This is a genomic window from Streptomyces sp. NPDC005774, assembly GCF_042871645.1.
GTDB lineage: Bacteria > Actinomycetota > Actinomycetes > Streptomycetales > Streptomycetaceae > Streptomyces > Streptomyces pratens.
Genome location: NZ_JBIAIV010000012.1, coordinates 145,368 through 169,347, shown reverse-complemented (window position 1 = coordinate 169,347; position 23,980 = coordinate 145,368). Strand labels below are relative to the sequence as shown.

The 23,980-nt window shown below is 69.7% G+C and carries 19 protein-coding genes and 7 pseudogenes; 10 read left to right on the top strand and 16 right to left on the bottom strand.

All coding sequences use genetic code 11. The annotated features are described in order from the left end of the window. Positions 1-19: 19 nt before the first annotated feature. From ACFYQA_RS14495 to ACFYQA_RS14485, 3 genes and pseudogenes are all read right to left on the bottom strand, one after another. Entirely contained in the window at positions 20-1,243 is a 1,224-nt protein-coding gene (locus tag ACFYQA_RS14495) for an MFS transporter (RefSeq protein ID WP_388916487.1), read from the bottom strand. After that, positions 1,234-1,608, bottom strand: a pseudogene (gene crcB, locus ACFYQA_RS14490) (fluoride efflux transporter CrcB). Before crcB ends, ACFYQA_RS14495 begins: the two are co-directional and overlap by 10 nt. Beyond that, complete coding sequence (locus ACFYQA_RS14485; protein WP_388916484.1) at positions 1,605-1,952, bottom strand: DUF190 domain-containing protein; 348 nt, start codon at positions 1,950-1,952, stop codon at positions 1,605-1,607. The pseudogene crcB and the gene ACFYQA_RS14485 overlap by 4 nt, the downstream one beginning before the upstream one ends. Positions 1,953-2,114: 162 nt before the next feature. Here ACFYQA_RS14485 and ACFYQA_RS14480 point away from each other — a divergent pair, with 162 nt between their 5' ends. Further along, positions 2,115-2,309 (top strand): IS3 family transposase, encoded by a 195-nt coding sequence (locus tag ACFYQA_RS14480; RefSeq protein WP_388916481.1) that lies wholly within the window; start codon positions 2,115-2,117, stop codon positions 2,307-2,309. 172 nt (positions 2,310-2,481) lie between these two features. After that, positions 2,482-2,589, top strand: a pseudogene (locus ACFYQA_RS14475) (hypothetical protein); the annotation flags it as partial. Positions 2,590-2,765: 176 nt separating this feature from the next. On the opposite strand, the pseudogene ACFYQA_RS14470 reads toward ACFYQA_RS14475, so the two are convergent. Next, positions 2,766-3,146 (bottom strand): annotated as a pseudogene (locus ACFYQA_RS14470) (IS6 family transposase); the annotation flags it as partial. Positions 3,147-3,446: 300 nt separating this feature from the next. Here ACFYQA_RS14470 and ACFYQA_RS14465 point away from each other — a divergent pair. Beyond that, entirely contained in the window at positions 3,447-3,857 is a 411-nt protein-coding gene (locus ACFYQA_RS14465; RefSeq protein ID WP_388916478.1) for a hypothetical protein, read from the top strand. A 35-nt stretch (positions 3,858-3,892) separates the two neighbouring features. Further along, a complete protein-coding gene (locus ACFYQA_RS14460) occupies positions 3,893-4,654 on the top strand; it encodes an IS6 family transposase (protein WP_388916475.1) in 762 nt (253 codons plus the stop codon). Between the two features lie 157 nt (positions 4,655-4,811). Here ACFYQA_RS14460 and ACFYQA_RS14455 read toward each other — a convergent pair whose 3' ends face one another. The 4 genes from ACFYQA_RS14455 to ACFYQA_RS14440 all read right to left on the bottom strand — a co-directional run bounded on the left by ACFYQA_RS14455 (position 4,812) and on the right by ACFYQA_RS14440 (position 10,439). Next, positions 4,812-5,648, bottom strand: a complete 837-nt coding sequence (locus ACFYQA_RS14455) for a hypothetical protein (RefSeq protein WP_388916530.1) — start codon at positions 5,646-5,648, stop codon at positions 4,812-4,814. A gap of 114 nt (positions 5,649-5,762) precedes the next feature. Further along, on the bottom strand, positions 5,763-7,403 hold the full coding sequence (locus tag ACFYQA_RS14450) for an APC family permease (RefSeq protein WP_388916472.1): 1,641 nt from the start codon (positions 7,401-7,403) through the stop codon (positions 5,763-5,765). Positions 7,404-7,602: 199 nt separating this feature from the next. Then, a complete protein-coding gene (locus ACFYQA_RS14445) occupies positions 7,603-8,331 on the bottom strand; it encodes a hypothetical protein (protein WP_388916469.1) in 729 nt (242 codons plus the stop codon). Between the two features lie 335 nt (positions 8,332-8,666). Next, on the bottom strand, positions 8,667-10,439 hold the full coding sequence (locus ACFYQA_RS14440; protein WP_388916466.1) for a phosphatidylglycerol lysyltransferase domain-containing protein: 1,773 nt from the start codon (positions 10,437-10,439) through the stop codon (positions 8,667-8,669). A 91-nt stretch (positions 10,440-10,530) separates the two neighbouring features. Between ACFYQA_RS14440 and ACFYQA_RS14435 the strand changes: the two are divergent. Continuing rightward, positions 10,531-10,829, top strand: a pseudogene (locus tag ACFYQA_RS14435) (hypothetical protein); the annotation flags it as partial. Positions 10,830-10,902: 73 nt separating this feature from the next. Here ACFYQA_RS14435 and ACFYQA_RS14430 read toward each other — a convergent pair. The 3 genes from ACFYQA_RS14430 to ACFYQA_RS14420 all read right to left on the bottom strand — a co-directional run bounded on the left by ACFYQA_RS14430 (position 10,903) and on the right by ACFYQA_RS14420 (position 14,850). Then, positions 10,903-12,471: a N,N-dimethylformamidase beta subunit family domain-containing protein gene (locus ACFYQA_RS14430; RefSeq protein ID WP_388916463.1), complete on the bottom strand. Its 1,569-nt coding sequence runs from the start codon at positions 12,469-12,471 to the stop codon at positions 10,903-10,905. Positions 12,472-12,865: 394 nt separating this feature from the next. Next, positions 12,866-14,047 (bottom strand): hypothetical protein, encoded by a 1,182-nt coding sequence (locus ACFYQA_RS14425; RefSeq protein ID WP_388916461.1) that lies wholly within the window; start codon positions 14,045-14,047, stop codon positions 12,866-12,868. Next, a complete protein-coding gene (locus ACFYQA_RS14420; protein WP_388916458.1) occupies positions 14,047-14,850 on the bottom strand; it encodes a polysaccharide deacetylase family protein in 804 nt (267 codons plus the stop codon). Before ACFYQA_RS14420 ends, ACFYQA_RS14425 begins: the two co-directional genes overlap by 1 nt. 544 nt (positions 14,851-15,394) lie before the next feature. On the opposite strand from ACFYQA_RS14420, the gene ACFYQA_RS14415 reads away from it, so the two are divergent. Continuing rightward, on the top strand, positions 15,395-15,538 hold the full coding sequence (locus tag ACFYQA_RS14415; RefSeq protein ID WP_388916455.1) for a hypothetical protein: 144 nt from the start codon (positions 15,395-15,397) through the stop codon (positions 15,536-15,538). A 383-nt stretch (positions 15,539-15,921) separates the two neighbouring features. Here ACFYQA_RS14415 and ACFYQA_RS14410 read toward each other — a convergent pair whose 3' ends face one another. Next, on the bottom strand, positions 15,922-17,304 hold the full coding sequence (locus ACFYQA_RS14410; RefSeq protein ID WP_388916452.1) for a ricin-type beta-trefoil lectin domain protein: 1,383 nt from the start codon (positions 17,302-17,304) through the stop codon (positions 15,922-15,924). A gap of 322 nt (positions 17,305-17,626) precedes the next feature. On the opposite strand from ACFYQA_RS14410, the gene ACFYQA_RS14405 reads away from it, so the two are divergent. Next, positions 17,627-19,054: a glycosyltransferase gene (locus ACFYQA_RS14405; RefSeq protein ID WP_388916449.1), complete on the top strand. Its 1,428-nt coding sequence runs from the start codon at positions 17,627-17,629 to the stop codon at positions 19,052-19,054. A gap of 130 nt (positions 19,055-19,184) precedes the next feature. Then, positions 19,185-20,675, top strand: coding sequence for a DUF6056 family protein (locus ACFYQA_RS14400; RefSeq protein ID WP_388916446.1), 1,491 nt, complete (start codon positions 19,185-19,187; stop codon positions 20,673-20,675). A gap of 31 nt (positions 20,676-20,706) precedes the next feature. On the opposite strand, the pseudogene ACFYQA_RS14395 reads toward ACFYQA_RS14400, so the two are convergent. The 4 genes and pseudogenes from ACFYQA_RS14395 to ACFYQA_RS14380 form a co-directional block, all read right to left on the bottom strand. After that, positions 20,707-21,054 (bottom strand): annotated as a pseudogene (locus ACFYQA_RS14395) (response regulator transcription factor); the annotation flags it as partial. 124 nt (positions 21,055-21,178) lie between these two features. Further along, positions 21,179-21,817 (bottom strand): annotated as a pseudogene (locus tag ACFYQA_RS14390) (phosphatase PAP2 family protein); the annotation flags it as partial. Beyond that, positions 21,814-22,419, bottom strand: a complete 606-nt coding sequence (locus ACFYQA_RS14385) for a phosphatase PAP2 family protein (protein ID WP_388916443.1) — start codon at positions 22,417-22,419, stop codon at positions 21,814-21,816. The pseudogene ACFYQA_RS14390 and the gene ACFYQA_RS14385, both read right to left, overlap by 4 nt. Next, positions 22,416-23,084: a DedA family protein gene (locus ACFYQA_RS14380; protein WP_388916440.1), complete on the bottom strand. Its 669-nt coding sequence runs from the start codon at positions 23,082-23,084 to the stop codon at positions 22,416-22,418. Before ACFYQA_RS14380 ends, ACFYQA_RS14385 begins: the two co-directional genes overlap by 4 nt. 125 nt (positions 23,085-23,209) lie before the next feature. On the opposite strand from ACFYQA_RS14380, the gene ACFYQA_RS14375 reads away from it, so the two are divergent. Both ACFYQA_RS14375 and ACFYQA_RS14370 read left to right on the top strand, forming a co-directional pair. Then, on the top strand, positions 23,210-23,581 hold the full coding sequence (locus ACFYQA_RS14375; RefSeq protein ID WP_388916437.1) for a BlaI/MecI/CopY family transcriptional regulator: 372 nt from the start codon (positions 23,210-23,212) through the stop codon (positions 23,579-23,581). Then, a pseudogene (locus ACFYQA_RS14370) lies at positions 23,578-23,968 on the top strand (M48 family metalloprotease); the annotation flags it as partial. The gene ACFYQA_RS14375 and the pseudogene ACFYQA_RS14370, both read left to right, overlap by 4 nt. Positions 23,969-23,980: the final 12 nt, after the last annotated feature.

Sequence of the window (23,980 nt, the reverse complement as noted above, 5' to 3'; positions counted from 1 at the left end):
CGGCGAGAGCCCTGTCGTGTCAGCGGCGGGTGACCCGTGTGACGGCCAGCAGCACGACGGCGAAGACCTGGATGGCGACGACCACTGTGATCAGCATGGGGATCGAGTAGCCGTACAGCCCACCCGTCAGGGCGCCACCGGCCAGGCTCGCCGCTCCGACGACACCGGCGAACAGTCCGTACGCGGTCGCCCGGCGCCCGCTGGGCACCAGGTCCGCCACCATGGCGCGCAAGGTGGACTCCTGAATGCCCATGGCCGCGCCCCACACGAGTGACCCGACCACCGCGATCGCGAGCGTGTCGGTGAACGCCAGTGCCACCACGCCCGCGGTCAGCACCGGCAGCGCAATCAACACCCGGGCGCCGTAGCGGTCGTACAGCCACCCCGTGGCCAGCGCCGCCAGTGCGTCCACGGCCATCACCGCCGCATACAGCACCGGCACCCACGCGGCGCCCAGCAGATGCCGCTCAACCAGGTGGTACGAGAGCACCCCAAAGGTCGCGAAGCCGGTCGTGGTGGCCGCCGTGAACCCGGCATAGGTCCAAAACGCCCTCGGCAACCGCCCGTCCTGCGCAACCGGCGGCGTGGCTGCCGAGGCTTCCACCTCCCGTTCGTAGGCTCCGGGGTCCGGAACCCGGGCCCGCAGCCAGAACAGCAGGAGCAGCACGGCGAGGCCGGGGACGGCGAGGACACCCAGCGCGGGGCCGTAGTCGTTCCCCGTAAGCGCGAGAACGCCGGCCACGAGCAGGGGACCGACCAGTGCACCGATCTGGTCCATCGCCTCATGCACGGCGAAGCCGCGGCCCCGCCCGGTGGCGGCGGTGGCGTGCGAGAGCAGTGTGTCCTTGGCCGGTGAGCGCACCGCCTTGCCGACCCGTTCAGTGACCACCAGCACGCAGGCCGCCCACAGCACCCCGGCCACGCCCAGCAACGGCACCGACACGACCGTCAGCGCGTACCCGGAGATCGCCAGCCCCCAGAAGCGGCGGGTGCGGTCGGCCAGCGGGCCGGAGATCAGCCGCAGTCCCAGTGCGGCGGCCTCTCCCGCGCCCGTGACCACGCCGACGACCAGGGCAGACGCGCCCAGTGAGGCCAGCAGCGGGCCGGTGATCGAGCGGGCGCCCTCGTACACGAAGTCGGCGAGCAGGCTGACGGTCCCGAACCAGACCACGAACCGCCACGGTCCCATCCGCGTCGGCCGCTCCGCCTCCTGCTCCTCGGGAGCCGCCGGGTTCACGCCCACAGCGCCTCCGCGAAGGACACCCCGAGGAACACCGCCCCGAGGCCTGCCACCACGCTGGCGATCACATTGGCGGCGGCGAAGAACCTTGCCCCGCCCTCGGCCAGCCGCAGCGTTTCGTACGAAAACGTGGAGTGCGTCGTCAGCGCCCCGCAGAATCCGGTGCCCAGCAACAACTGCACCTGCGACGGAGCGGCTCCGGCCACCGCCGCGTCGGCGAGCAGGCCCAGGGTCAGGCAGCCGAGCACGTTCACGGTGAAGGTGTCCTACGGGAAGACAGTGTCGTGCCGTTTCTGCACCGCCCGGTCGGTCGGATACCGCAGAGGAGCGCCCACCATGGCCCCGATGACGGCGAACAGCCAGTTCAGGCCTTCTTCTCCCGGCCAACGTATCGGATGCCCTCGCACTCGTCGAGGATCACCAGCCCCGACTCGACCAGTTCGTTCAGCTGCGGCAGGAAGTCCCGCACCCGGTCCTCGGTGTCCACGATCACGATTGTCACCGGCAGGTCCTCGCTCAGCGACAACAGCCGCGAGGTGTGGATCAGCGAGGAGGCGCCGAAGCCCTCCAGGCCGCGGAACACCGAGGCGCCGGCCAGGCTGGCCTTGTGCGCGCGGTGCACGATCTCGCTGTACAGCGGCTTGTGATGCCAGACGTCGTTCTCACTGATGAAGATCGTCACTCGTAGGGCGTTGCCCGTCAGCCTTGTCACCGCTGCCTCCATGCCACCAGGCGGCGCGTCGCCGTCGCCGCAAGCCATACCGCCGCCAGCGCCGCGCACACCCTCTCGTGCCGCGCGCTGGGCGTGTCCGAGGCGTGGTTCTACAAGTGGCGCCGCCGCCCGGCTGAGCCGACGAAACGCGAGGTCAGGAGCATGAGATTGCAGGAGCGGATCACGCACTTCTTCCGCGAGTCGGGCGGCACCTACGGCTCGCAGCGGATCACGTTGGACCTGTGGGCCGAGGGCTGGCAGATCTCGGTGAATACCGTGGCCGAGATCGAGACCGGGGAGGGCAAGCTCTACCTCGCCACCGTCCTGGACCTCTTCTCGCGCCGCCTGCTGGGCTAGGCGATGGGCGCCCACCACGACGCGGGCCTGGTCGGAGCGTCACTGCAGATGGCGGCAGCTACCCGAGGCGGCCAGGTCGACGGCGTGATCTTTCACAGCGACCGGGGAAGCGAGGGAGTGCACCAGCGAGGCGTACCACAACCTGTGCGACAGGCTGGGCGTGGTGCAGTCCATGGGACGGGTGGGATCAGCCCTCGACAACGCCGCAGCCGAGTCGTTCAACTCGCTGATCAAGGTCGAGTACATCCACCGGCACCGCTTCGCCACCCGGGCCGAGGCCCGCCTGAAGATCGCCACCCGGATCACGGGCTTCCACAATCCGCGCCGACGCCACAGCGGCGCTGCCGGCCTGGCGTCCATCGAGTTCGAACGAACCATCAACGAAGCACGCGCCAAGCACCATCAGAAGGATCAAGCCGCGCAAGGAAGGTCTCTACGCTTCCAGCGGATTGACATCTTTTTCATCAGGCGGCGGAAGAACCGCCTGGCCGCGGCGGTGTCCCGGCGGTCCTGCACGAGGATGTCCAGCACCGTCCCGTCCTGGTCGACGGCCCGCCACAGGTACTTCAGCTCGCCATTGATCGTGATGAAGACCTCGTCCAGGTGCCACGTGTCCCCCGGCCGGGGCTGCCTGCGGCACAGCGCGTTGGCGTACTGCTGCCCGAACTTGGCGCACCACCGCCGGAGCGTCTCGTAGGAGACGACCACGCCGCGCTCGAGCATCCGCTCCTCGGCCTCGCGGTACGACAGCGGGAAGCGGTGGTACCGCCACACGCAGTGGGAGATGATCTCGACCGGGTACCGGTGGCCCTTGTGCGACGGCGGCGCGCTGTCCACGAACGATCCCTCCCAGCGAGACCAACCCGAAGATCGTCCCACCCGGTCAGCCAACGTGACAGCGCCGGACTGCGAAGTCCCAATGCCGTGGACATCCGGGCTGCTGGTGGAGGAGCGCCGTCCGTAACGGTACCTCTTCCGTGTCACTCGTCTGCTCTGTTGGGGGCGACGGCGAGCAGCCACCCGCTGAGGCTGGGATCTGACACAGATGTGGCGCGTTTCTGTTCTGGAGTCAACCGGGCAGATGGGATCGCGGCGCGGTAGGGACGCGCTGCTGAGGAAGGGAGAAGGTACCTCCGCATGTCACACCACACCGCGATGGTGCCGGAGGCTACCTGGGTGGCCAGGTGGGCGGGAGCTCTGCTGTGTCTTATGGTGGCCGCCATCCATGTCGTGGACCAAGGCGGCATCACGGCAACGAGGGACCCCTACTACGTCGGCGTCGCCTACCACGTCCTGGAGATCGCGGCCGTGGTGACCGCCGTGCTGCTCCTCATCGGCCCCGTCCGGCTGGGGTGGCTGCTGGCAGCCGGGGTCGCCGTCGGCCCCCTGCTGGGCTACATCCTCTCCAGGGGGCCGGGACTGCCCGACTACAGCGATGACGTCGGCAATTGGACGGAACCGCTCGGGCTGGTCAGCCTGGCTGTCGAAGGAGCCCTGCTCCTGTTGTCGGTGCCGTTCTTCGTGCGGAGCTCGCGCCGCAGTACCTGAAGCTGCGCCGGCACTGTCACGTTGGGGAGCTCCCGTTGGGTGACCTTCAGGTTGATCGCTCCGGGAAGGGGTTGCTCGCGGGTGCCGCGTCGCCGCCGTACAAGGGGCACCGGTACCCGGTCGAGATCGTCTCCCACTGCGCGGGGCGGTACCACCGCTTCCCGCCGTCGTTCCGCGAGGCCGAGGAGCGGATGCTCGAGCGCGGTGTGGTCGTCTCCTACGAGACGCTCCGGCGGTGGTGCGCCAAGTTCGGCCGGATCTGTGCGAATGAGCTGCGCCGCCGCCGGCCGCGGCCGGGTGGCACGTGGCACCTGGAGGAGGTTTTCCTCATGCTCAGCGGACAGCGGCAGCACCTGTGGCGGGCGGTGGACCAGCACGGGAACGGGCTGGACGTCCTCGTCCAGTCCAAGCGCGACACCCGTGCCGCCGCGCGGTTCTTCCGCCGGCCCTCGAAGGGCCTGGAGTACGTGCCGCGGGTGGTGGTCACCGACAAGCTCCGCTCCTGCGGCGCGGCCCACCGCGAGGTCATGCCCTCGGTCGAGCACCGCGCCTCGAAATACCTGAACAACCGGGCCGAGAACAGCCACCAGCCCACCCGGCGGCGCGCACGCGCCATGAAGGGCTTCCGCAGCGTCGGCGGAGCGCAGCGGTTCCTGGCCGCGTTCGGCGGCATCTCACCCCACTTCCGACCCCGCCGCCACCTGATGACCACACTCGACTACCGAGCCGAGACAACCGTCCGCTTCGCCATCCGGGACCAGATCACCAGCGCTGCCGGCCGGCCCACCACGGCCTGAGCCCAGGCCCGGACCGCGGGCTCCACCGTGCCACGACGCACCGTCAGGCACCTGCAAACCCAACAACGTGACAGCACCCTACTGGCGCTGGGGCGGGTGGGGACGGCGGACACCGTCCCCACCCGCGTCTGCGGGGTGCCGCCTCCGTGTCGGCGGCTCATGGCCGTCTCGTGCCCTCGGTCGCCGCGCCGCCGAATCGTGTCAGGATCAGCGCTCCCGTCACCGCCGCCACGAATCCCGTGACGGCCAGCCACTGGAGACCTTCGCGGGGCCGGTCGCCCAGCCAGATGATGCCTATCATGGCGGGCCCGGCGGTTTCCGCCAGGACCATGCCCGCTGTCGCCACGGTCACCGAGCCGCGCTGTAACGCCGAGGTGAGCAGGAGAAACCCTGCTGCCCCGCCGAGCAGCAGTGCGTAGAGGGCGGGGTTGCCGAAGACCCGGGGGACCGTGAGGGAGTCGATCAGCCGGACCGCGACCTCGACCACACCGAAGCCCGTGCCCGCGCCGAGACCCAGCAGCAGCGCTCGCGGCCCGTCCGGAAGCCGCCCCGCGAGCGCGCCGACCAGGAGTACGACGAGGACGGCGCCGAGCAGGGACCAGCGCAGGGCGGCCGGTCCGGCGCGGTTTCCCTCCGGTCCGGAGGCGAGGGCGATTATCGCCAGCCCCGCGCAGACGGTGGCCACCGCGGCCCATTCGGCGATGGCCAGCCGGGCGTCGAGGAGCCAGGCGGCGATCACGGCTGTGACCGCGAGGCTGGCGGCGAGAGAGGCGCCCACCGCGTAGAGGGGAATCGACCGCAAGGCGATGATCTGGAGAAGGAACCCGAGGCCGTCGAGAGACAGACCGGCGGCATAGCGCCACTGGCGCAGAGCGCGCACCAGCAGCACAGGGTCGACGCCGGAGCCGGAGCCGGTTTCCACGGCGCGTGCGGCGATGGCCTGGAGGACGGAGGCTGTGCCGAAGCAGCAGGCCGAAGCGAGTGCGCACACCATCCCCAAGGACACGGGAAGGACTGTAGGCCAGGGCGTGGCGAAGAGCCGGGGCAGGGCCGACGACCACGCGGGGCACACCCGTACGAGGATGCCGGGGCCGTCCGCGGCCTCGGGTCAGCGGCCGGGCAGTGCGTCGACCGACCCGATGTACTCCTGGCTCTCCTCGTCGGTGAGACGGACCGACTGCGCCCAGAAGTAGATCAGCAGACTGAACACCGCGATGATCGCCATGTCCCACCACAAGGGCAGGGCTCCGGTCGCGCCGCAGGACACCGACGAGGCAGGCCCGCCGCTGCAGTAGCCACCTTGCCAGGAGATCAGGCCCAGGCCCACCAGATACGCCGGCAGCCACTGCGCGGAGCGCCAGTCCAGGTGCGGGACCCTCGAATCCTGCCCGAGCAGCGCCGAGGCGCCCAGCAGCACATAGCCGAGCACGATCGCCAGACCGAGCCGCCACAGAGTGTCCCAGCCCGCCCAGTAGATGATCAGGTTGGACACGATGAAGGCGACGGGCGCCCAGAACATACCGCCCGCAAGGCGGTACGGACGGCGCCGGCCCGGGTCCTGCCTGCGCAGACACCCGAAGGCGAGCGGCGCGCCCGCGTACATCAGCACGCTGGCGGAGGTGACGAAGCCGACCAGCTTCTGCCAGGTGGGGAACGGCAGGAAGACGATGAGCCCGACGGCGAAGGCGAAGAGCAGACCGAACCAGGGAACCCCGCGCGCGGTGGTCCGTTCGAAGACCGCGGGCACATAGCCGTTGCGGGAGAGACCGTACGACACCCGGGAGGCGGCGGTGCTGTAGATCAGGCCCGTGCCGGTCGGTGAGACGACCGCGTCGATGTAGATCAGCGCGGAGAGCCAGCCCAGCCCGGCGGACAGAGCCAGTCCGGCGAACGGCCCCGCCTTGTCGGTGAAGGACAGATCGGCCCAGCCATGGGCGAAGGAGCCCTGCGGCAGCGCCCCGATGAAGACTGCCTGGAGCGCCAGGTAGAGGAGAGAGCCGACGACGATCGAGCCGATCACCGCCCGAGGAATGTCCCGTGCCGGGTTGCGGCTCTCCCCCGCCAGTTGGTCCGCCTGTTCGAAGCCGAGGAGCGCGAAGATGATCCCGCCGGTACTGACGGCGGAGAGCACACCCTGGACGCCGAACGGGGCGAAGCCCTGGTGGCCGAAATTACTCCCGTGGAAGGTGGTCCCCGCCAGGACGACGATGGTGAGCACGGGGACGGCGATCTTCCACCAGGTGGCCAGGCTGTTGGTGTGGGCGAGCCAGCGGATGCCGAAGAAGTTGACGAGGACGAAGAAGGCCATGAAGGCGACGGCCAGCCCGTATCCGGCGGCAGTCAGCTGGTTCTCCCCCGTCTGTACCCAGTCGGCGTGGACGCTGAGGTAGTTCAGCGATGCCATGACCTCGATCGGGGCCGTGGCGACGGCCTGCAGCCAGGAGAACCAGCCGAAGGAGGCCCCGGCCACGCTGCCGAAGGCGTAGTGCGGGAAGCGCGCGGTGCCTCCCGCGACCGGATACATGGCCCCCAGTTCCGCGTGGACGAAAGCCAGAACAGTGATCGCCAGTGCCCCGATCCCCCAGGAGACAAGGGCGGCGGTCCCGGCCGCCTGCGCGGCGAACAACGCGCCGAACAGCCAGCCGGAGCCGATGATGGACCCCACGGAGGTCCAGATGAGGCCGATCAGCCCGATGTCTCGCCGGAGACCCGACTTCGGTAACACCTCAGGCGTGGCGGACGTCGGCATCTGACACGCAACCTCGCTCCGGTGAGGACAGGACGCGCAGTCGTTCTGGCGCATCCCGCTGACCCCCTTCTCCCTTTCCCGGCACCCGCCCGAGCACTCCGGCACGGCAGAACTTGCTCCGAACGGAGTCCCGACAGGCGTAGGGCTCGCGGTTCTCCCAGCCCGGCGTGGCCGGGCCGGGCGCCGTCCGGCAGGGGAATCAGGTCCCGGCCGGTGGCGCCCCGGACCGGCCCGCGTCGCCGTCCCCACCGCCGGCTGACAGGCGCCGACGCCGCAGTGCCGAGAACCCCGAGAATGCGGACACCGCCAACGCTGCCACGATCGCCACCAGGTGCTCCTTGCTCGCGAGATTGGGTTTGCCGACCACCTCACCGACCATCAACACGACCACCAGGGTCCCGGTGCACCAGGCGCGGAAGCGCAGGCAGAGGAAGATCGCGAGGCCGACGACCGCGCCCGACGGGCCGGTGTCGACGGCCTGGGCGTCGGCTGCCGGGAGTCCGAGCGCCCCGTCCGGGCCGATCGCGACGCCGATCCGGGTGTACAGGACGCCGGCCAGCGTGCAGACGTAGGCGATGAGCAGCGTCCGTCGTCGGCCCAGCGTGATCTCCGCGATCCCGAAGACCAGCAGTACCTGTGCCAGCGCGCCCCACACCGGTAGGTCGGCGGCCGGTACGAACAGCGACAGGGGGGTACGCGCCAACGCGAGCCACCAGGGGTCGGCCGCCCGTACGAAGCCGATGTCCTGAACGAGCCCGTAGCCCCAGTACCGGTTCCGCTGATGCTGCGCCACCTGGAAGAGGACGATGAGGCAGAGAGCGGTGAGCGTCAGTGGAATCGCCCGCCACCCTCGGCCGGCGAGCCCGGCGCGTACGGCCGCCCACATCGGGCCCCACTCCCGGCGTACGAGGATGGCTGCGGCTCTCACCGGACGGTTCCTCGAAGGCCGCTGTGCGACGGGCCGGGGGCTTTGGGCGAGCGCTGCGCACGGCCCGACGGCAGCGGCTCGGTCCTCCGGGGGCGCGGAAGGGAAGCGTGCGCCGCGCGGCGGAGAGCGAGGGCCGTTTTCTCACTGTGCGGGGAACCGGGCCCGGTGTCCGGCCGGAACAGACCGAGTACCGGCGGGGCCTGGGGGACGTCTCCCTCGTCCGCCCGTGGGACACGTTCGCCGATCACCAGGTCAGCGTGGCACCACGGCACCGGATACACACCCCGAATCCCCGTCGCGTCGGCCCAAAACCGGCATCCGGGGCCCGGAACCGGCTACGGCCCGGGGTCCGTACTCCTCATGCGCTGCCGGTTGAGCCATTTCGGCAGCCCCGGTGCTTCGAGGAAACCCTCGGCGCGGGCGCTCGCCACGGTGATGCGCAGCAGGTCGGCGCTCTTCTCGAAGAGCAGGTACCGCGGTTCCCAGATGGGCCGGTACTTGGCGTTGGCGCGGTACAGCGACTCGATCTGCCACCAGCGGGAGAAGAAGCTGAGCAACGAGCGCCACAGGCGCAGCACCGGTCCGGCACCGAGCCGAGAACCGCGCTCGAAGACGGAGCGGAACATCGCGAAGTTCAGGGAGATCTGACGGATTCCGAACTCCCCGGCGTGCTGGATCAGCTTCAGCACCATGAATTCGAAGAGGCCGTTCTCGGAGTCGCGGTCCCGGCGCATCAGGTCCAGGGACAGCCCTTCGTCGCCCCAGGGCACGAAGCTGAGCAGGCCGCGCGGACGTTCCCCGTCGCAACAGAGCACCATCACGCAGCGGCCGTCCTGCGGGTCGCCGAGGCGGCCCAGCGCCATGGAGAAGCCGCGTTCCGTCTCACCGTCGCGCCAGTCGTCCGCGAGCCGGATCAGCTCGGCCATCTCCTGTGGCGGGATGTCCTCGTGACGGCGGACCCGGACGGCATAACCCGCCCGCTCGATACGGTGGTAAGCCTGGCGCACACCGCGCATGGCGCGGCCTTCGAGGGTGAACTCACCGAGGTCGACAATCGCCTCGTCGCCCAGTTCCAAGGCGTTCAGGCCATGCCGGGCGTAGACCGTGCCGCCCTCCTCGCTCGCGCCGATCACGGCCGGGGCCCATCCGTGCTCCCGGGCCTGGGCGAGCCAGCGGTCGATCGCCCCCGGCCACGCCTCCGGGTCGCCGATCGGGTCGCCGGACGCCAGTGACACCCCGCTCACCACCCGGTAGGTGACGGCGGACTTGCCCGAGGGGGACCAGACGACGCTCTTGTCGCGCCGCAGCGCGAAGTACCCCAGGGAGTCGCGCTCCCCGTGCCGCTCCAGCAGCGCGCGCAGACCTCGCCAGTCTTCCCCGGTCATGGCGTCGACAGCCCGTCGGGAGCGGAACGCCGCATACAGGACCAGCAGGACCAGCGCCGTGCTCATGATGTTGATCAGCACATTGGCCCACCTGGGAGTGGTGATGGCCCCGTAGTGGATGTCGTCGTAGGCGAGGGAGACCATGCGAAGCACCCCGTAGTGCCACCGCTGCGGGAAGGCGGAGCGCCCGGCGTCCGGGTCGGTGTTGGTCACCGTGACCAGCGCGGCGGCAAGCAGCGAACACGTCAGGAATCCCCCCACAGCGACCGAAGCCGCCAGTTTCGGATTGGACCGGTCGCCCTTCGCGTGGAACTCGCGCCGCCCGCCGAGCAGAGCGGCGACGAAGAGCGCGGTGAGGAACACCGAGAACCAGTTCTGGGCGTGCTGCCGGTAAACCGGCAGTCCCATCGCCAGGGCGCTCAGAGCCAGAGTCAGACCGGCGAGCACGAGATTGAGGATCCATGCCGCGCGCTTGCGACGCCGCATGGTGACGGCCAGGAAGAGCGAGACGGAGCCGGAGAAGAACCCCGCCGTCAGCAGATAGGGCGTGAAGAACTCGTCGTCGTTGTGCCGCCGGATGTCGTTGCCGAACGAGACCCATACCGCGGCCAGGAAGTTGACGAACGTCACGACCCGCAGATACCAGACCGCCGACAGGTAGCAACGCCGCGACCGGCTCCCTCGATCGCTCCCTGCCTGCCGACCCGGCCGAGCACGTCCCATGGATGTGACGATAGGAGCTGAAAGAGTCATATGCGCGCTTCGCGGCGTTGTCGGTGAGTTGCGCCGATCTGCAGTGCCTGTGCTCCTCGGGATGATCTGCGCTCCCGCCACGGCGATCTGCTACGGAACGGCCTCCGCCCTGCAGGCCGTCGCCACGCGCACTGCGGAACCGGTACCGGCTCCGGCCTCGACCCAGCGTCGCTGTCGTCCGTCCTGCGCCAGTGGCGCTGTCTCGCCGGCCTCGCCCTCGACGGGATCGGTTTCCTCTTCCAGATCGTCGCACCGCGCTCCATCCCGCTCTACGCGGTGGGCTCGGCGCTCGCCGCCGGCCTCGCGGTCACCGCCGTGACCGCCTCCCGGCTGCTCGGCATCCGACTGAGCCGGACCCAGTGCCCCGGCCCCTGCACGCCCTCAATCGATCAACACCCCACCAACGTGACAGTGCCCCTTGCGGCTGGACGCCTCAAGGCAGGCCGTAGACCTCCCCCACGTTGTCCCTGGGTGCAGGCCTCGTCTTCGCAGCCGGCCCCTCGGTGAAAGCACGGAGCAGGTTCTCGGTCGTGCGGGTCACGAAGGCCCCGGTACGGGCGTCCATGCCGTGGTTCCTCCCGTTGTCCCCGGTACCGGCCATCAGCGCCTCGACCCACCGCATCGTCCCCGACGCGAACACACCGGCGCCACTGGGCACGGTGTAGTACGCCGAGTCGGAGTGGCTGTTTTGGCCGTTGCACACGAGAGGGGAGTGGGCGACGATCTCGATCGGCGCTCGCGGGAGCGCTCCGGGGGTGACTCGGTCGTACTCCACGCCGACCAGGTGAGGGAAGGAGTCGCCCCGCTTCACGCCGGTACCCGCGAAGAGCCAGTGCTCTGCGTTGTGGACAACGTAGGGGGCGTCCGTGGGATAGCCCTCGTAGAGGACCCCGGTCAGGAGGGATTCAGGCGCGGCGGCGGGAGCGCTGCGGAAATCGGTGGTCACCAGCGCGGGCCGATCCGGGTGGAGCGGATCGGCCCGGTAGTCGGACTTGTAGCAGACCACCGTGCGGCCCTCCCCCTTGAGCCCGCCCTCCAGTCTGATACGGCGGAAGCAGGTGTTGGCGCCGAGGAAGGCCAGATTCGTTCCGGCGTCGCGGGCCCGGGACAGGTACTGCCGCTGTTCCGGCGTCCAGTACTCGTCGTGGCCGAGGGACACGGCCGCCGTGGCGCCCTCCAGCACTGAGGGGGCGAAGTGGATGTCGATGCCGGTCGTGTACGCCAGAGGAATGCCCGACCGTTCCGCCAGGACCACCGCGGCTCGCTCGTACACCAGGAACTTCTCGGCGCCGTCGCCGTCGTAGGGTCGGTCGAAGGAGACAGCGAGCGCACGCGTCCGGTACTGGCCGTCGGCACCCTCGTAGAGGCTGTAACCGCCCCAGAGGTTGTACGCCTGCCAGGTAGCGGGCGCATGGATCAGCAAGGTCTTGCCCGCGGCGCTCCGGGAACGGACGATCAGGGGAACGTACCGCTGCGGGCCGCTCGAAGCGTCCAGCCGCAGCAGGTAGGCGCCCTCCGGCCAGCCGTCGGTGCGCACCTCGGCCGTCCGCTCCCATCCGGCTCGCACCGTACGCGTGGCGGAGATCAGGTGCGACGCGCCCTGGACCCGGCCGTCCATCGTTTCGGAGCGCCAGACCAGCCTGGCCTGTGCACCGCCGTACCAGCCGACCCGGTACGCCGAAACGCGGAAACCGGGGGAGGCGGTCGAGACGTACAGCCCGAACCCTTCCCCCGGCAGGACACTCGACTTGTCGGTGTAGCCGACGACACTCTCGGGCCGGCCCGTCGCACGCAGACGCCAGTCGGGGTCGCCTTGCCGGGAACGCTCGGACGGCCCGATCGAAGCCCCGGGATCCCCGCTCGCCGGTGCGTCGCAGCCGCTCAGCGACGTACCGGCGGCGCAGGCACCTGCCACGGTGGCGGCTCCCAGGAAGCGTCTGCGACTCAGCGCGCTCCCGGGACTGCCGGCCTCGCCTTCGAGGTGCTCCGTATTTCCGTCCATCCCGTCCATCCCGTCCGTCGAACCGTCCAGAGGGACGTGCACAGACCCGTCCTACGTGCGTGGAGGGCTGTGCTCTCGCCGCCATCGCGCTCTCGTATTCGGTCGCCGTTATCAGGCCGTCGCCGTTCTGGTCGAACCGCTCGAATGCCTTGCGTGCCGACTCGATGTCCGCCGCTGTTCCGCCCCTCGTCAAGCGTTGCCGATGTGGTCAGATTTTCTGGAGCGTGCGGTGACCGTGCGGCGGCCGGTCATGGTGGCATGGCCGAGTCACGTGCACGAACCCTGGCAGCCGCGGCGCGCGGGACGTCCCGGGTGCCGCGGCGGCGCCGTCCTTGTGGAACAGCCCGGTGGACCGGGCCGGCCGCTGCCGAGGGTGGGGTGGGGTGGGGTGTGGTCAGCGGAAGACGCCGGTGTGGCCGAGCGAGTAGCGGCCGGGCTGCGGGTAGACGGCCAGCCCGTGAGGCCCGCTGCCGACCGGGATCCTGGCCAGCTGCTTGCCGCTGGTGGTGTCGATCGCGTACACCTCGGCGTCGTAACGCCCGGACAGCCACAGCACCTTGCCGTCCGCGGACACTCCGCCCATGTCGGGGCTGCCGCCGTCGGGCAGGTGCCACTTCTCGGTCAGCTTGTCGGCTGCGAAGTCGAAGACGGAGACCGATCCCTCGTCCCGGTTGGTGACGTACATCCGCCTGGAGTCGCGGCTGATGTAGAGCCCGTGGCAGCCCTTGCCGGTGGGCAGCAGTTTCGGGGTGGTGAACTTCTCGGCGTCGAGCACCCACATGCCGTGCGCCATCATGTCGGCGATGTAGAAGGTCTTGCCGTCAGGCGAGAGTTTGACGTCCTGCGGCATCGCGCCCTGCATCGGCAGCTTCTGCTGTCCCACGACCTTCATCTTCTCCGTGTCGACCTTGAGGAGTTCGCCGGAGAACTCGCAGGAGACGATGAAGTACCGTCCGTCCGCCGTGAAGTCGGCGTGGTTGACGCCCGCGCAGCTCACCGGGACGGTCTTGGCCCGGTCCATGGTCTTCGGGTCACGGAAGGCCAGTTCCCGGTCCATCGAGGCCATGACGACGGCGTACTTACCGTTCGGGGTGAAGTAGAGGTTGTACGGGTCGGAGACCTCCACGGTGCGGCCGGTCTTCCCGGTGGCCGGGTCGATGGCCGTGAGGCTGTCGCCGAGGTTGTTGTTGACCCAGAGGGTCTTCATATCCCAGGACGGGACGACATGCTGCGGCTGGTTGCCGACGGGGATGGTCTCGATGACCTTGTACGTCGACGGGTCGATCACCGACACCGTGTGGGAGCCGCTGTTGGGGACGTACACCCGGGACGGGAAGTCTTTGACCGCCGGTGCGAGCTTTCCCGCCCGGTCGGCCGCGTAGATGTCCTTCGGGTCGGGCACGGGCGGCATCCCGGGCAGTCCCGGCGAGGGCTTGGCCCGCCCGGGCTCGGTCGGCGCCGCGGCCTCGGTGCGGGACTGCGCGGGCCGGTCTTCGCCGCCGGCGCAGGCGGTCAGTGCGGCGACGAGCACGCCCGCGAGCAGGGCGGCGGCGGTGGTGCGCGGGTAGGGAAGCATCAGGTCAGCAGCTCCGTGGCCGTCACCGCGCGCAGTCGGCGCCGGCTGATTTCGGTGAGCAGGAAGGGCAGTGCGGCAACCGTGTCCGGGTAGCCGAAGTGCAGGCTGACCACGGACCCGTTACGCAGTTCGCCGGCGACCTTGTGGGTGACGGCGGCGACGCCCGGAGAGGTGAAGTCGAGGGAGTCCACGTCGTAGGAGAGGACGTGCGGGTAGCCGGCCCGGCCGGCGAGGCGCTGGACGAGCGGGGTGGCGTACCGGGTGCGCGACGGGCGGAACCAGGTGCCGATGGAGCCGGTGAGGCGGCGCAGGCGTTCGGCACAGCCGGTGATCTCGGCGTACGCCTGCGTCTCGTCCATCGTGGAGATGTCGAGGTGGCTCTGGGTGTGGTTGCCGAGGTCGTGGCCGCCGTCGAGGATCCGGCGGGCCATGGCGGGGTGGTCGTCGAGCCAGCTGCCGACGGCCAGGACGGTGAGCCGGGCTCCGGTCCGTTCGGCTTCGGCGAGGACGGTGCGGGCGAGGGCGGGGTCGCCCTGGCCGTGGAAGGTGAGGGCTACGCGGGCACGGTTGCGGGGGCCGTACTCGATCTGGACCGGGCGGCCGGGGAAGCGGTGGGGACCCGGTGCGGGGCGTACGGTGCCCGGGACCTTCCGCGCACGGGAAGGCGGGTCATCGTGGGCAGAGGGAGCATGAGCGGTGCCACGGTTGTCCGTACAGCCTGCGGTGAGTACGCCTGCCAGGAGCGCCCCGGCGCCCGAGCGCAGGGCGCTGCGGCGGTGCACTGGTGTCTCGCGACCGTTCATGTGCACACCGTAAGGTGGAATGACCGGAATGCACTCGTTGAGGCTTTCGCTGCAGAGTCAGTGGAACATTCGATGAGGCCCATGGTTACGCACCGAAAACCAGGTAGGTGACACGTCTTACCTAAGATTCATTTCCCGTGCGGGTGTGAATGGAGCCAATTGCCGGCTTTGCAGCTTTGGCGTCGGGGTCCCCCATCTGCCATAGACAGTGGCACGACCCCCATCGACCCGGGCCAGGTCTCCACACGCGGTCGTGGATGCACCCCATATTTCCGCTGTGGTGCCACGCTGACCTGGTGATCAGCGAACGTGTCCCACGGGCGGACGAGGGAGACGTCCCCCAGGCCCCGCCGGTACTCGGTCTGTTCCGGCCGGACACCGGGCCCGGTTCCCCGCACAGTGAGAAAACGGCCCTCGCTCTCCGCCGCGCGGCGCACGCTTCCCTTCCGCGCCCCCGGAGGACCGAGCCGCTGCCGTCGGGCCGTGCGCAGCGCTCGCCCAAAGCCCCCGGCCCGTCGCACAGCGGCCTTCGAGGAACCGTCCGATGAGAGCCGCAGCCATCCTCGTACGCCGGGAGTGGGGCCCGATGTGGGCGGCCGTACGCGCCGGGCTCGCCGGCCGGCGGTGGCGGCCGGGCAGCGGTCAGGCGCCGGGTGGTCCGTCCGGCAACTTTCGCGGCGAGTTGTAGTCGCGGAACCAGTCACAGCGGAGCGACCAGACCTCCCGTAGGAGCGATTCGTCGGGTTTCCCCAGCGGGTACGGGGTGGGACTCACGGGACATGTGCGACGCTCGCCTGCGGATCGCGGACGTGGTCCAATCATGCGGCGAGGGTTGCCGCTCCGTTTTCGCTTGCATGATCGCCGATCCTGGCTCCAGGAGTCCGGCGGTCATCATGCGCTTCATCCTGGTGCGGACCGCTACTCCTGCCTCGGGGCAGTTTCACGGCCCCGCCGATCCGTGATCGACCGCCGAGGTGGAGAGTCGGTCCTCGCCCGTCCATTCGGCGGTCCTCCCGTCCCCGCTCCCGTTGTTGCGTAGCGGGTTCGGGCTGCGGATGGCTCCTGTCGGGTTCACCAGTGCCACACGACTTCCGGCCGGTACGGGTCACAGGCGCTCATGTGCAGGCGGGGTGAGGGCCGGGCCATGTCGTCCTGGGTCAGGCAGCGGTCTGCGGCCTTCAGGCGGCCGTGTCCGTCCCGCAGCCAGGTCTGCTCCGCCTTGCCGGAACAGGCGGCAAGACCGAGACCGGGCCTGCCGGTGAGGCATTGCGGGGAGCCGGTCGGCCGGACGGTCCCGTCCGGCGCGAACTCCCACTTCTGGCGCGCGGAACCGTCGCACGGGCGGGTACTCACCCTGGAGGCGTCCCGGGCGGAGTCCAGACACAGCTCTGTCGCACCGCGTGCAGGCGCCATGCCGATGTCCGTGAGGATCTCTCCCTGCTTCGGGGCACGGTGCCGCCTCGGGTACTCCCGGGCGAGCCAGCTCCAGTAGGTATCGATGATGGTGTCTAGGCGTGGGCAGTACAGCGACGTACATCGCGCCGTTTCCACGTAGGGGACGAGGCCGGTGCTCTTGGATTCGCGTTGCCCGGCGTCAAGGTTGGCCGGCAGAAGAGAAATTGGGTAGCCCACGTACGAACTCACCCGTGGCCTGATCCGCAACGCGTATGCGGCACTGCGGAAATAGCGTGCGGAAATTCCGTGATCACTGTGGTCCGCTCCTTTTACCCTCGGTCCGCCGAATTTCACGTTGTCGAAGTCAAGCGTGAGGACGTCGTCCGCTTTCCACTGCTCCATTATTGTCGACAGTGCAGCGACCAGATGCTTTTCGTCGTAGCTGCGGGAGGAGTCCAGCGCGTCGATGCCGGTGATCTCCCCTCGGAACAGGCGGAGGAGGCTTCGATGTCTGTCGAGTGCACTGCCTCCGCCCCGCGGAAGCCCGTCCGGCAGCCGGAAGAAAGTCAGGCGGACCTTGTCGCCGTCACTGCGGAGAACAAAAGAAGGAATGCGTTCCGGGCCCACCCGCAAGGGGTCGGATGTCCAGCTCCCCGCTGCCCGGGCCAGCCGCGCGTAGGCCCGTTGCACGCCAGCCTCACGACGGGCGGTGAAAGTGCCCGCCCCGACGGGGCGTCCGTCATTGCCGGACGTCAGGTAGACCACCTGTACCGGGCACCTCCGCTCCACCAATTGCGCGACACGCGGGCTGATGAAGAGGAGGTCATCGTCCTCGTGGGCGACTCCCACCATGGTGCGGGTGCAACCCGTCCGTGCTCCGTCACTGTCGACACCTGCGGCAATCGGGTGCCCGATCTCGGGCGCCGTTGCGCCTGCGGGCGGTGACATGTCGCCCGCAGACGCAAAGACCAATGCACCGCCCAGGGCGACCAGAGCTGCCCGGGACCATTGGTGCCCGCTGGATTTCCCGTTCCGGGGATCAGCCGCGTCATTCACCACTCTGTCGTTCCCTTACCACTCTTTTTCCTCCGTCCGGCCGGCGTCCGGTTCTCCGTCGTCGAGAGCCGGCTGCGCCGCCGACACGGCAGGGCCGTGCGATCCGACGCGTGTGTTCCCCGTCGGCGACAACACCATGTCCACCACGCCGCCCGACAAGGCCAAACGGGTCATCCGCAGGCGTGTAGTCGTGTGATTGCGTTTCCGGGCCGGTGAATACGGTCGAATGCTTCTGGGATGGTTGTCCCTGCCCGTGTCAGGGACAACCATCTCACCACCGTGCGGCGGAAAGGACCGCCCAGGCGTGCTCGGTCAGGAGACTGGTTTGGCGAGTCCTCAGCTTTCCGTGGTCGTACCGTGCTTCAACGAGGCTGCCGTCATCGAGAGGTTCCACGCGGCTGTCGGGGATGTTCTCGGCCCGTCCGGGCTCGACTACGAGATCTGCTATGTGGACGACGGCAGTACCGACCGCACGCGGGACATCATCGGTGGCCTCGGTGCCGGTGACGGGCACGTCAGGTACACGGTGCTCAGCAGGAACTTCGGCAAGGAGGCCGCGATGCTCGCCGGCCTGCGCATGTCCCGGGGGCAGGCGGTGGTCCTCATGGACGCGGATCTGCAGCATCCCCCGGAGCTCATCCCGCAGATGCTCGAACTCCACGGGCGGGGGTACGACCAGGTGATCCCCCGGCGGAACCGCGACGGGGAGGGTGCGGCGCGCACCGTGCTGAGCCGCGGCTACTACGCTCTGGTGCGCCGCCTCATGGATGTGGAGGTGCTCGACGGCGCCGGGGATTTCAGGCTGCTGTCACGCCAGGCGGTGGAAGCGGTGCTGTCACTGCCGGAGACCAACCGGTTCTCGAAGGGGATCTTCTCCTGGATCGGTTTCACGACGGCCAGTTTCACCTACCAGAACGCCCAGCGGCTCGCGGGCAGCTCGAAGTGGGGAAGCCGCCATCTGCTCAACTACGGCATCGACGGGCTGCTTTCCTTCAACAACCGACCCCTGCGGCTGGCCATCTACGCGGGCTTCTGGTGCTTTCTTGCCGCTCTCGTCTACGCGGTGTGGGCCGCCTTCGACGTGGCTCTCCACGGGGTCGCAGTGCCCGGCTACGCAACGCTGCTGATGGCGGTGGTGGGGCTGGGCGGAATCCAGCTGATCACCCTGGGGATCATCGGTGAATACGTCGGTCGCATCTACCACGAGGTGAAACGCCGCCCCTCCTTCGTGGTCCGGGAAACCGACGAGCGCCCCGCCCCGAGGCTCTGTCCTCCGCAGCACGGATCGGTCACTCATCCGAAAGGCCGTCCCGCGACGGCACGGCAGTTCGCCACCTTCGTGGCGATCGGCTTCGTCAACACCGCCGTATATCTGGCCGTCTACGCCACCCTGAACCAATGGATCCCGTATCTCGCGGCGCATGTCCTCGGATACGCGGTCAGTGTCGTCGGTTCCTTCCTGCTCAATTCCTGCCTCACCGTCCGGACCCGTCCGACCTGGCGCGCGTTTCTCCGGTATCCGCTGTCCAGCGGCTTCAACCTCGTGGTCTCCGGCGCGCTTCTCTATGTGGCCGTCAGCCGACTCGAAATGGACAAAAATGTCGCCGCACTTGCCGCCGGGGTCCTGGTCACGCCGGTCACCTTCCTGCTCGCCCGCTGGGCCATCAACTCCGGTCGGCGGCCGGCAGCCACTGCGGGCACGACTCCGAACGGTCCTGCCGAGGTGGAACAGGACGACCCCGCCCTCGGTTGACGCCGTTCGCTCGGACGTCGGGGAGCACCCGGCGCCCGCGCGGCCCGCCGGGGAGACCGGTACGGACGGGAGCGGGCACGGGAGCAGGGGGAAATCGGCCCTCTCCTCCCTGCGCCTCGTCCCGACGGGTATGGCCTTGCTGTCCCTCGTTCCGCTGGCGCTTTTGGGCGGAGCCTCATGGTTCGCACGCTGGGTACGCCCGAGTGCTGACGAGTGGTGCTTCCTGCCCCTCGTACGCGACGAAGGCTTCATGGCCCTGGTGGACCGGTTCTACTCCACGGACAACGGACGGATCGCCAACGGCCTGCTCATCGCCTCCTACGCCACGTTCGGCGTGGCAGGTCAGCAGTGGTACGCGGGGATCAGCGCGGCCCTGATGCTGGTCCTCCTGTGGGTGTGGGCGGTGGCGCTGCTGCGACGCGCCGGGTGGCGGGTGCCCCGGGGTGTCCCGCTGTTCTCGGCGGCCATGGTTCTGGCCGTCTTCTGCTTCGCCTCCACGAACACGTACAAGACCTTCTTCTGGCCGGCCTCGTCGGTTTCTCACACCTTTCCGCCCGTACTGGCGGCCGCGGCCACGATCCCGGCCCTGCTGGCGACCACGCGGCGCGGAAAGGTCGCCGCCGTCGCGTCCGTATTCGTCATCGGGGGCGTCATGGGCACACTGTCGGAGGAGACCTCCGTGGTCGCTCTGATCCTCCTCGCCCTGGTCCTGCTGCTGGGCCGCCGGCTCTTCCCGGCAGGACAGCTCGGTTTCGTACGGGCGTGGTGCGCCACTGCCGGTGCGGGCATCCTCGTCGGCACCGCCGTGCTCCTCACCTCGCCCGGCTCACGAAACCGGCGCACACGTCACCACACGGACTCCATGTTCGCGCCCGAATCGCTCTCCGCTTCGCTGCAGGGGTATACGCATGTCCTCCATACCCTGGTGACGAACCGGCAGTACGTCGGCGTGATCGCGGTGGGTGTGCTGATCGGGGTACTCGTCCGCCGCGCGGACGGTGGCGTTCCCCGGCCCGATTACAGGGTGCCCCTGCTTCTGGTGGCCGGCCCAGTAGCTCTGCTGTTCTCCGGATACGTATGCACGGTGATCGCCTATCCGGCGTTCGGCCCCTCGGTTGCGACCGCCAACAGGCTGAGGAACGACTACCTGTTCCCGCTGCTCCTCCTGCTCGTCGGCGCGGGCGGTCTCCTCGGGAACCTGACGGTACGCCGGTACCGCCGTGGCACAGGGCCGGTAGCCGCGGGTGCCGTGCTCCTGTGTGTGTGCGTCACGGCCGTACTCGCGGTGTCCCTGCGCGATCTGGGGTCGGACATGCGGGTGCGGGCCAGGGCCTGGGACAGCCAGGACCGCCTGCTCCGCGAACGGGCCGCGGCGGGGGCGACGGTGCTGCCCTACAAGCCACTGGTCATCAGCAAGATGCTGGAACCGTTCAGCAACGGTGGTAAACGGCTGTGGCCTGCCCCCTGCGTCGCTCTCTACTACCAGGTAGAGAAGGTCACGGACGGAACGGAACGCCAAGGGCGAGGCGCTGCCCGAGCAGGCCCGCTACAGCCTGGCCCGCAAGGTGCTCCTCGACACCGACACTGGACAAACCCACTGGCCACAGACCTGAATCGGTGACCCGCGAAGTGCGGGCCCAGCGCAGGCCAGGAGCTGCCCGCAGGCGGGCGGCGAGTCGGGTGAGGTGGAACGGCTCGGGCAGGTAGTCGTCGCCTCCGGCTGACCAATCGGACAGCCGGTCGGTTTGCCGGTGATGGGCAGTCATGAGGATGACGGGGGACGGGGACCTGTTGGCGCGCATCGCCTGGCACACGCCCCGGCCGCCGGCGTCGGGCAAGCCGATGTCGAGCACGGCGGCGGAGATGTCGGAGGCGGCCAGGCGCAGGGCGGTGGCGCCGTCCGGCGCGGGGACGATGTCGACGTCCTCATCGCGCAGTCCGCGCAACAGCACGTCACGCAGGGCGTGATCGTCCTCGACGACCAGGATCGTCCGGCGCAGGGCCCTCCCTCTGCTCCCGTGCGATGGCCGTCTCTTCCCGTGCCGTATCCGTTCGGTTTCCCGCTGTGCTCATCGGTCCTGTCGTCCCACATGATGTGTCCGTGGCCGTCGTACCGGGGGTCTATCGCTCGGGCAGCCAGCAGGCCACGGCGCACAGGCACACGCCCAGCCAGCCGAGGGCGAACAGCCAGCCGCCGACGACATCGGTGAACCAGTGCACCCCGAGGTAGACGCGAGTCAGCCCGACCAGCGCACCCCAGCCGCCGATGACCAGGGTGAGCGGAGTCCTGCCCCGCGGGCCGCGCACGCGGACGGCGATGATCAGCAGTCCCGCGGTGAGGGCCGCCGTGGTGGTGTGACCGGACGGGAACGCCCATGCCGAGGCATAGGTGGCCCAGTCCGCCTGGGGTGGCCGCGGCCGGGCGACGAGCGCCATCACCGCGTACCGCAGCGCCTGGCCGGCCCAGAGGCAGGCCAGACAGAGCGCGACGGCGAGCGCGCGCTGCCGGAGGGTGCGTCCCGCGATGATTCCGGCCAGCGCGGCCAGCGAGAACGGGACGACACCCGTCCCGGTGGCGGTCAGCACGCGGGCGAGGGCGACCGCCACGTCAGGCCGGTGGCCGACGGACCACGAGAGAAGGTCACTGTCCACGAACAGCGGTGTGCCGTCGCGGCCCACCACGACCATGGTCAGCACACCGAACGCCGTCCACGCGCCGAGCCCGCAGATGCCGGCCAGTGCGGCGACGCCGCCGCGCTTCATGACGTCGTCAGCAGTGGTCGCAGGCGGGTGGTTGTGAGCCGCCGGGTCAGTGCCCCCGCACGCCTGCGCAGTGCCGACATGACGAGGAGAGCGGCCAGAGCGCCCACCACGACCCCTGCCACCACGTCATGGGGGTAGTGCGCGCCGACCCAGACCCGCGAGGCCGCCATCGCACCGGTGGCCACGACGGCGACCGCGCCGAGCCGGCGGGAGACGAACAACAGGGCGACGGCCGCCGCGGCGGCGATAGCCGCGTGGTTGCTGGGGAAGGACCAGTCGCCGGGTGCCGGACACGCCTCCAGCGTGGCCACCCGTAGGCTCCGGCAGGGCCGGTCCTCGCGCACCAGCAGTTTCAGCGCCGTGTCCACTCCGTAGGCCACGACCACGACGAATGGCACGGCGAGTGCCCTCACCGACGCGGTGGCGCCCATCCGCCGGGCGTGCCACCAGCCGATGGTCATGAGCACCGCGAACAGGGCCAGCCCGTACGTCGACCATGCCGACACGGTGTCGTCCAGCCACACCGGAGCGTGTCGGGCGAGGTGTACCACGTCGGTGTAGGCCGAGCCGTCGACCGATGAGCCGTCGAGAGCGAGGATCATCCGCGTTCCTCCTTCGCCTTCGCGTCACGCCGTGAGCGGTACACCTCGGAGGCGAGTGGAATCAGCGACAGGGCTACGACCACCGCGACCATCGGCAGCAGATACCGGTCCACGTTCGGTACGGAGGAGCCCAGCGCGTATCCCGCCAGGGTGAGACCCAGACTCCACACCAGTCCGCCGGTCACCTGCCAGAGGGTGAACGTCCGCACCGGAACCCGCAGGGCGCCCGCCATCGGGTTCAGGACCGTGCGCACCACCGGAACGAAGCGGGCCAGGACGATTGCCTTCGCATACCCGTAGCGCTGCAGCAGATCCTCAGCCCGTCCCGCCCCCTCGTGCAGCCGGACCGAGCGGCTGCGGGCGAGCAGGGAGCCGCCCGCTCTTCGGCCCAGGAGATATCCGCACTGCGAGCCCGCCAGCGCGCCCACCGCCGCGGCGACCAGCAGCGGGCCGAGCGACAGCTTCAGGCCGTGGCCGGCGGTGCCGGTGCACAGCAGACCGGCCGTGAACAGCAGTGAGTCGCCCGGGAGGAAGAAACCGATCAGCAGCCCGGTCTCGGCGAACAACACCACACCCACGCCCAGCACACCGAAGGCGGACAGCAGCGACCGGGCATCCAGCACATTGACGGCGAGCTGCGACGACAACTGCATGGCTGTGGTCATCGTCGAGAGTCCTTTCGTCGTTCTTCCGGCCGTCGGATGCGGCGGAACGACGGCACCCGGCAGTGACTACAATCCTGTAGACGGTCCACTGAACTGTAGACGACGGCGGAGTGAGGAACGTTCCCATGACCGACGCGAGGGATGGGAGGCGGCCGGCCGGCGAGCTCGAAGCCGCCGTCATGGCCGCGCTGTGGGCCGCCGGGGCCCCGCTCACGCCAGGGCGGGTGCAGACCGGACTCGGTTCCGGCCTGGCCCGGACGACGGTGGCGACGATACTGACCCGTCTGCACGAGAAGGGCGTCGTCAGCCGTGAGCGGCAGGGGCGCGGCTACGCCTACTTCCCCGTACAGGACGCTCCTGGCCTGACCGCCCGGCGCATGCACACCGAACTCGACCGGGGCACCGACCGGGAGACGGTCCTGGCTCGCTTCGTCGCCCAGCTCAGCCCCGGCGACGAGCGGTTCCTGCGCCGGCTCCTGGAGAATGACGAGCGATGACCGCCCTGCTGCTGGTACCGCCTGCCCTGCCCTTCCTCGCGCCGATGCCGGTCCGCCGAACCTTCGACCGCCTGGCCCCCGGCAACCGCGCTGTGGGTCCTCATCGCCTCGGTCCCGGCGCCGGCGGGTGCCTGCGTCGCCGCCGGTGACCTGTGCGTCGTCGACTCGCCCCACCCGGATGCGTACGTCCTGCCGGGGTGGCCCCATCCCATCGTCGTCACCACCTCGATGCCGCGCAGCCCGGGAGCGGCCGAGCGTGAGGTCCTGTTCGCCCATGAACCCGCCCACAACCGGGCCCGCCACCACTACTTCTCGGCCGCCGCCGAACTCGCCGCCCTCCGCGCTCCCCGCGGCATCGTCCGGCTCGCCGCCGAGCGGGCCGCCGACATGGACTGAGCC

Bases quoted from the DNA above. Each gene is read 5' to 3' on its own strand.
- ACFYQA_RS14380 (WP_388916440.1), bottom strand. From the start codon at position 23,084: ATGACCACAGCCATGCAGTTGTCGTCGCAGCTCGCCGTCAATGTGCTG.
- ACFYQA_RS14375 (WP_388916437.1), top strand. From the start codon at position 23,210: ATGACCGACGCGAGGGATGGGAGGCGGCCGGCCGGCGAGCTCGAAGCC.
- ACFYQA_RS14430 (WP_388916463.1), bottom strand. From the start codon at position 12,471: ATGGACGGAAATACGGAGCACCTCGAAGGCGAGGCCGGCAGTCCCGGG.
- ACFYQA_RS14440 (WP_388916466.1), bottom strand. From the start codon at position 10,439: ATGGGACGTGCTCGGCCGGGTCGGCAGGCAGGGAGCGATCGAGGGAGC.
- ACFYQA_RS14400 (WP_388916446.1), top strand. From the start codon at position 19,185: ATGGCCTTGCTGTCCCTCGTTCCGCTGGCGCTTTTGGGCGGAGCCTCA.
- ACFYQA_RS14465 (WP_388916478.1), top strand. From the start codon at position 3,447: ATGTCACACCACACCGCGATGGTGCCGGAGGCTACCTGGGTGGCCAGG.
- ACFYQA_RS14480 (WP_388916481.1), top strand. From the start codon at position 2,115: ATGAGATTGCAGGAGCGGATCACGCACTTCTTCCGCGAGTCGGGCGGC.
- ACFYQA_RS14425 (WP_388916461.1), bottom strand. From the start codon at position 14,047: ATGCTTCCCTACCCGCGCACCACCGCCGCCGCCCTGCTCGCGGGCGTG.
- ACFYQA_RS14450 (WP_388916472.1), bottom strand. From the start codon at position 7,403: ATGCCGACGTCCGCCACGCCTGAGGTGTTACCGAAGTCGGGTCTCCGG.
- ACFYQA_RS14415 (WP_388916455.1), top strand. From the start codon at position 15,395: ATGAGAGCCGCAGCCATCCTCGTACGCCGGGAGTGGGGCCCGATGTGG.
- ACFYQA_RS14385 (WP_388916443.1), bottom strand. From the start codon at position 22,419: ATGATCCTCGCTCTCGACGGCTCATCGGTCGACGGCTCGGCCTACACC.
- ACFYQA_RS14455 (WP_388916530.1), bottom strand. From the start codon at position 5,648: ATGGTGTGCGCACTCGCTTCGGCCTGCTGCTTCGGCACAGCCTCCGTC.
- ACFYQA_RS14420 (WP_388916458.1), bottom strand. From the start codon at position 14,850: ATGAACGGTCGCGAGACACCAGTGCACCGCCGCAGCGCCCTGCGCTCG.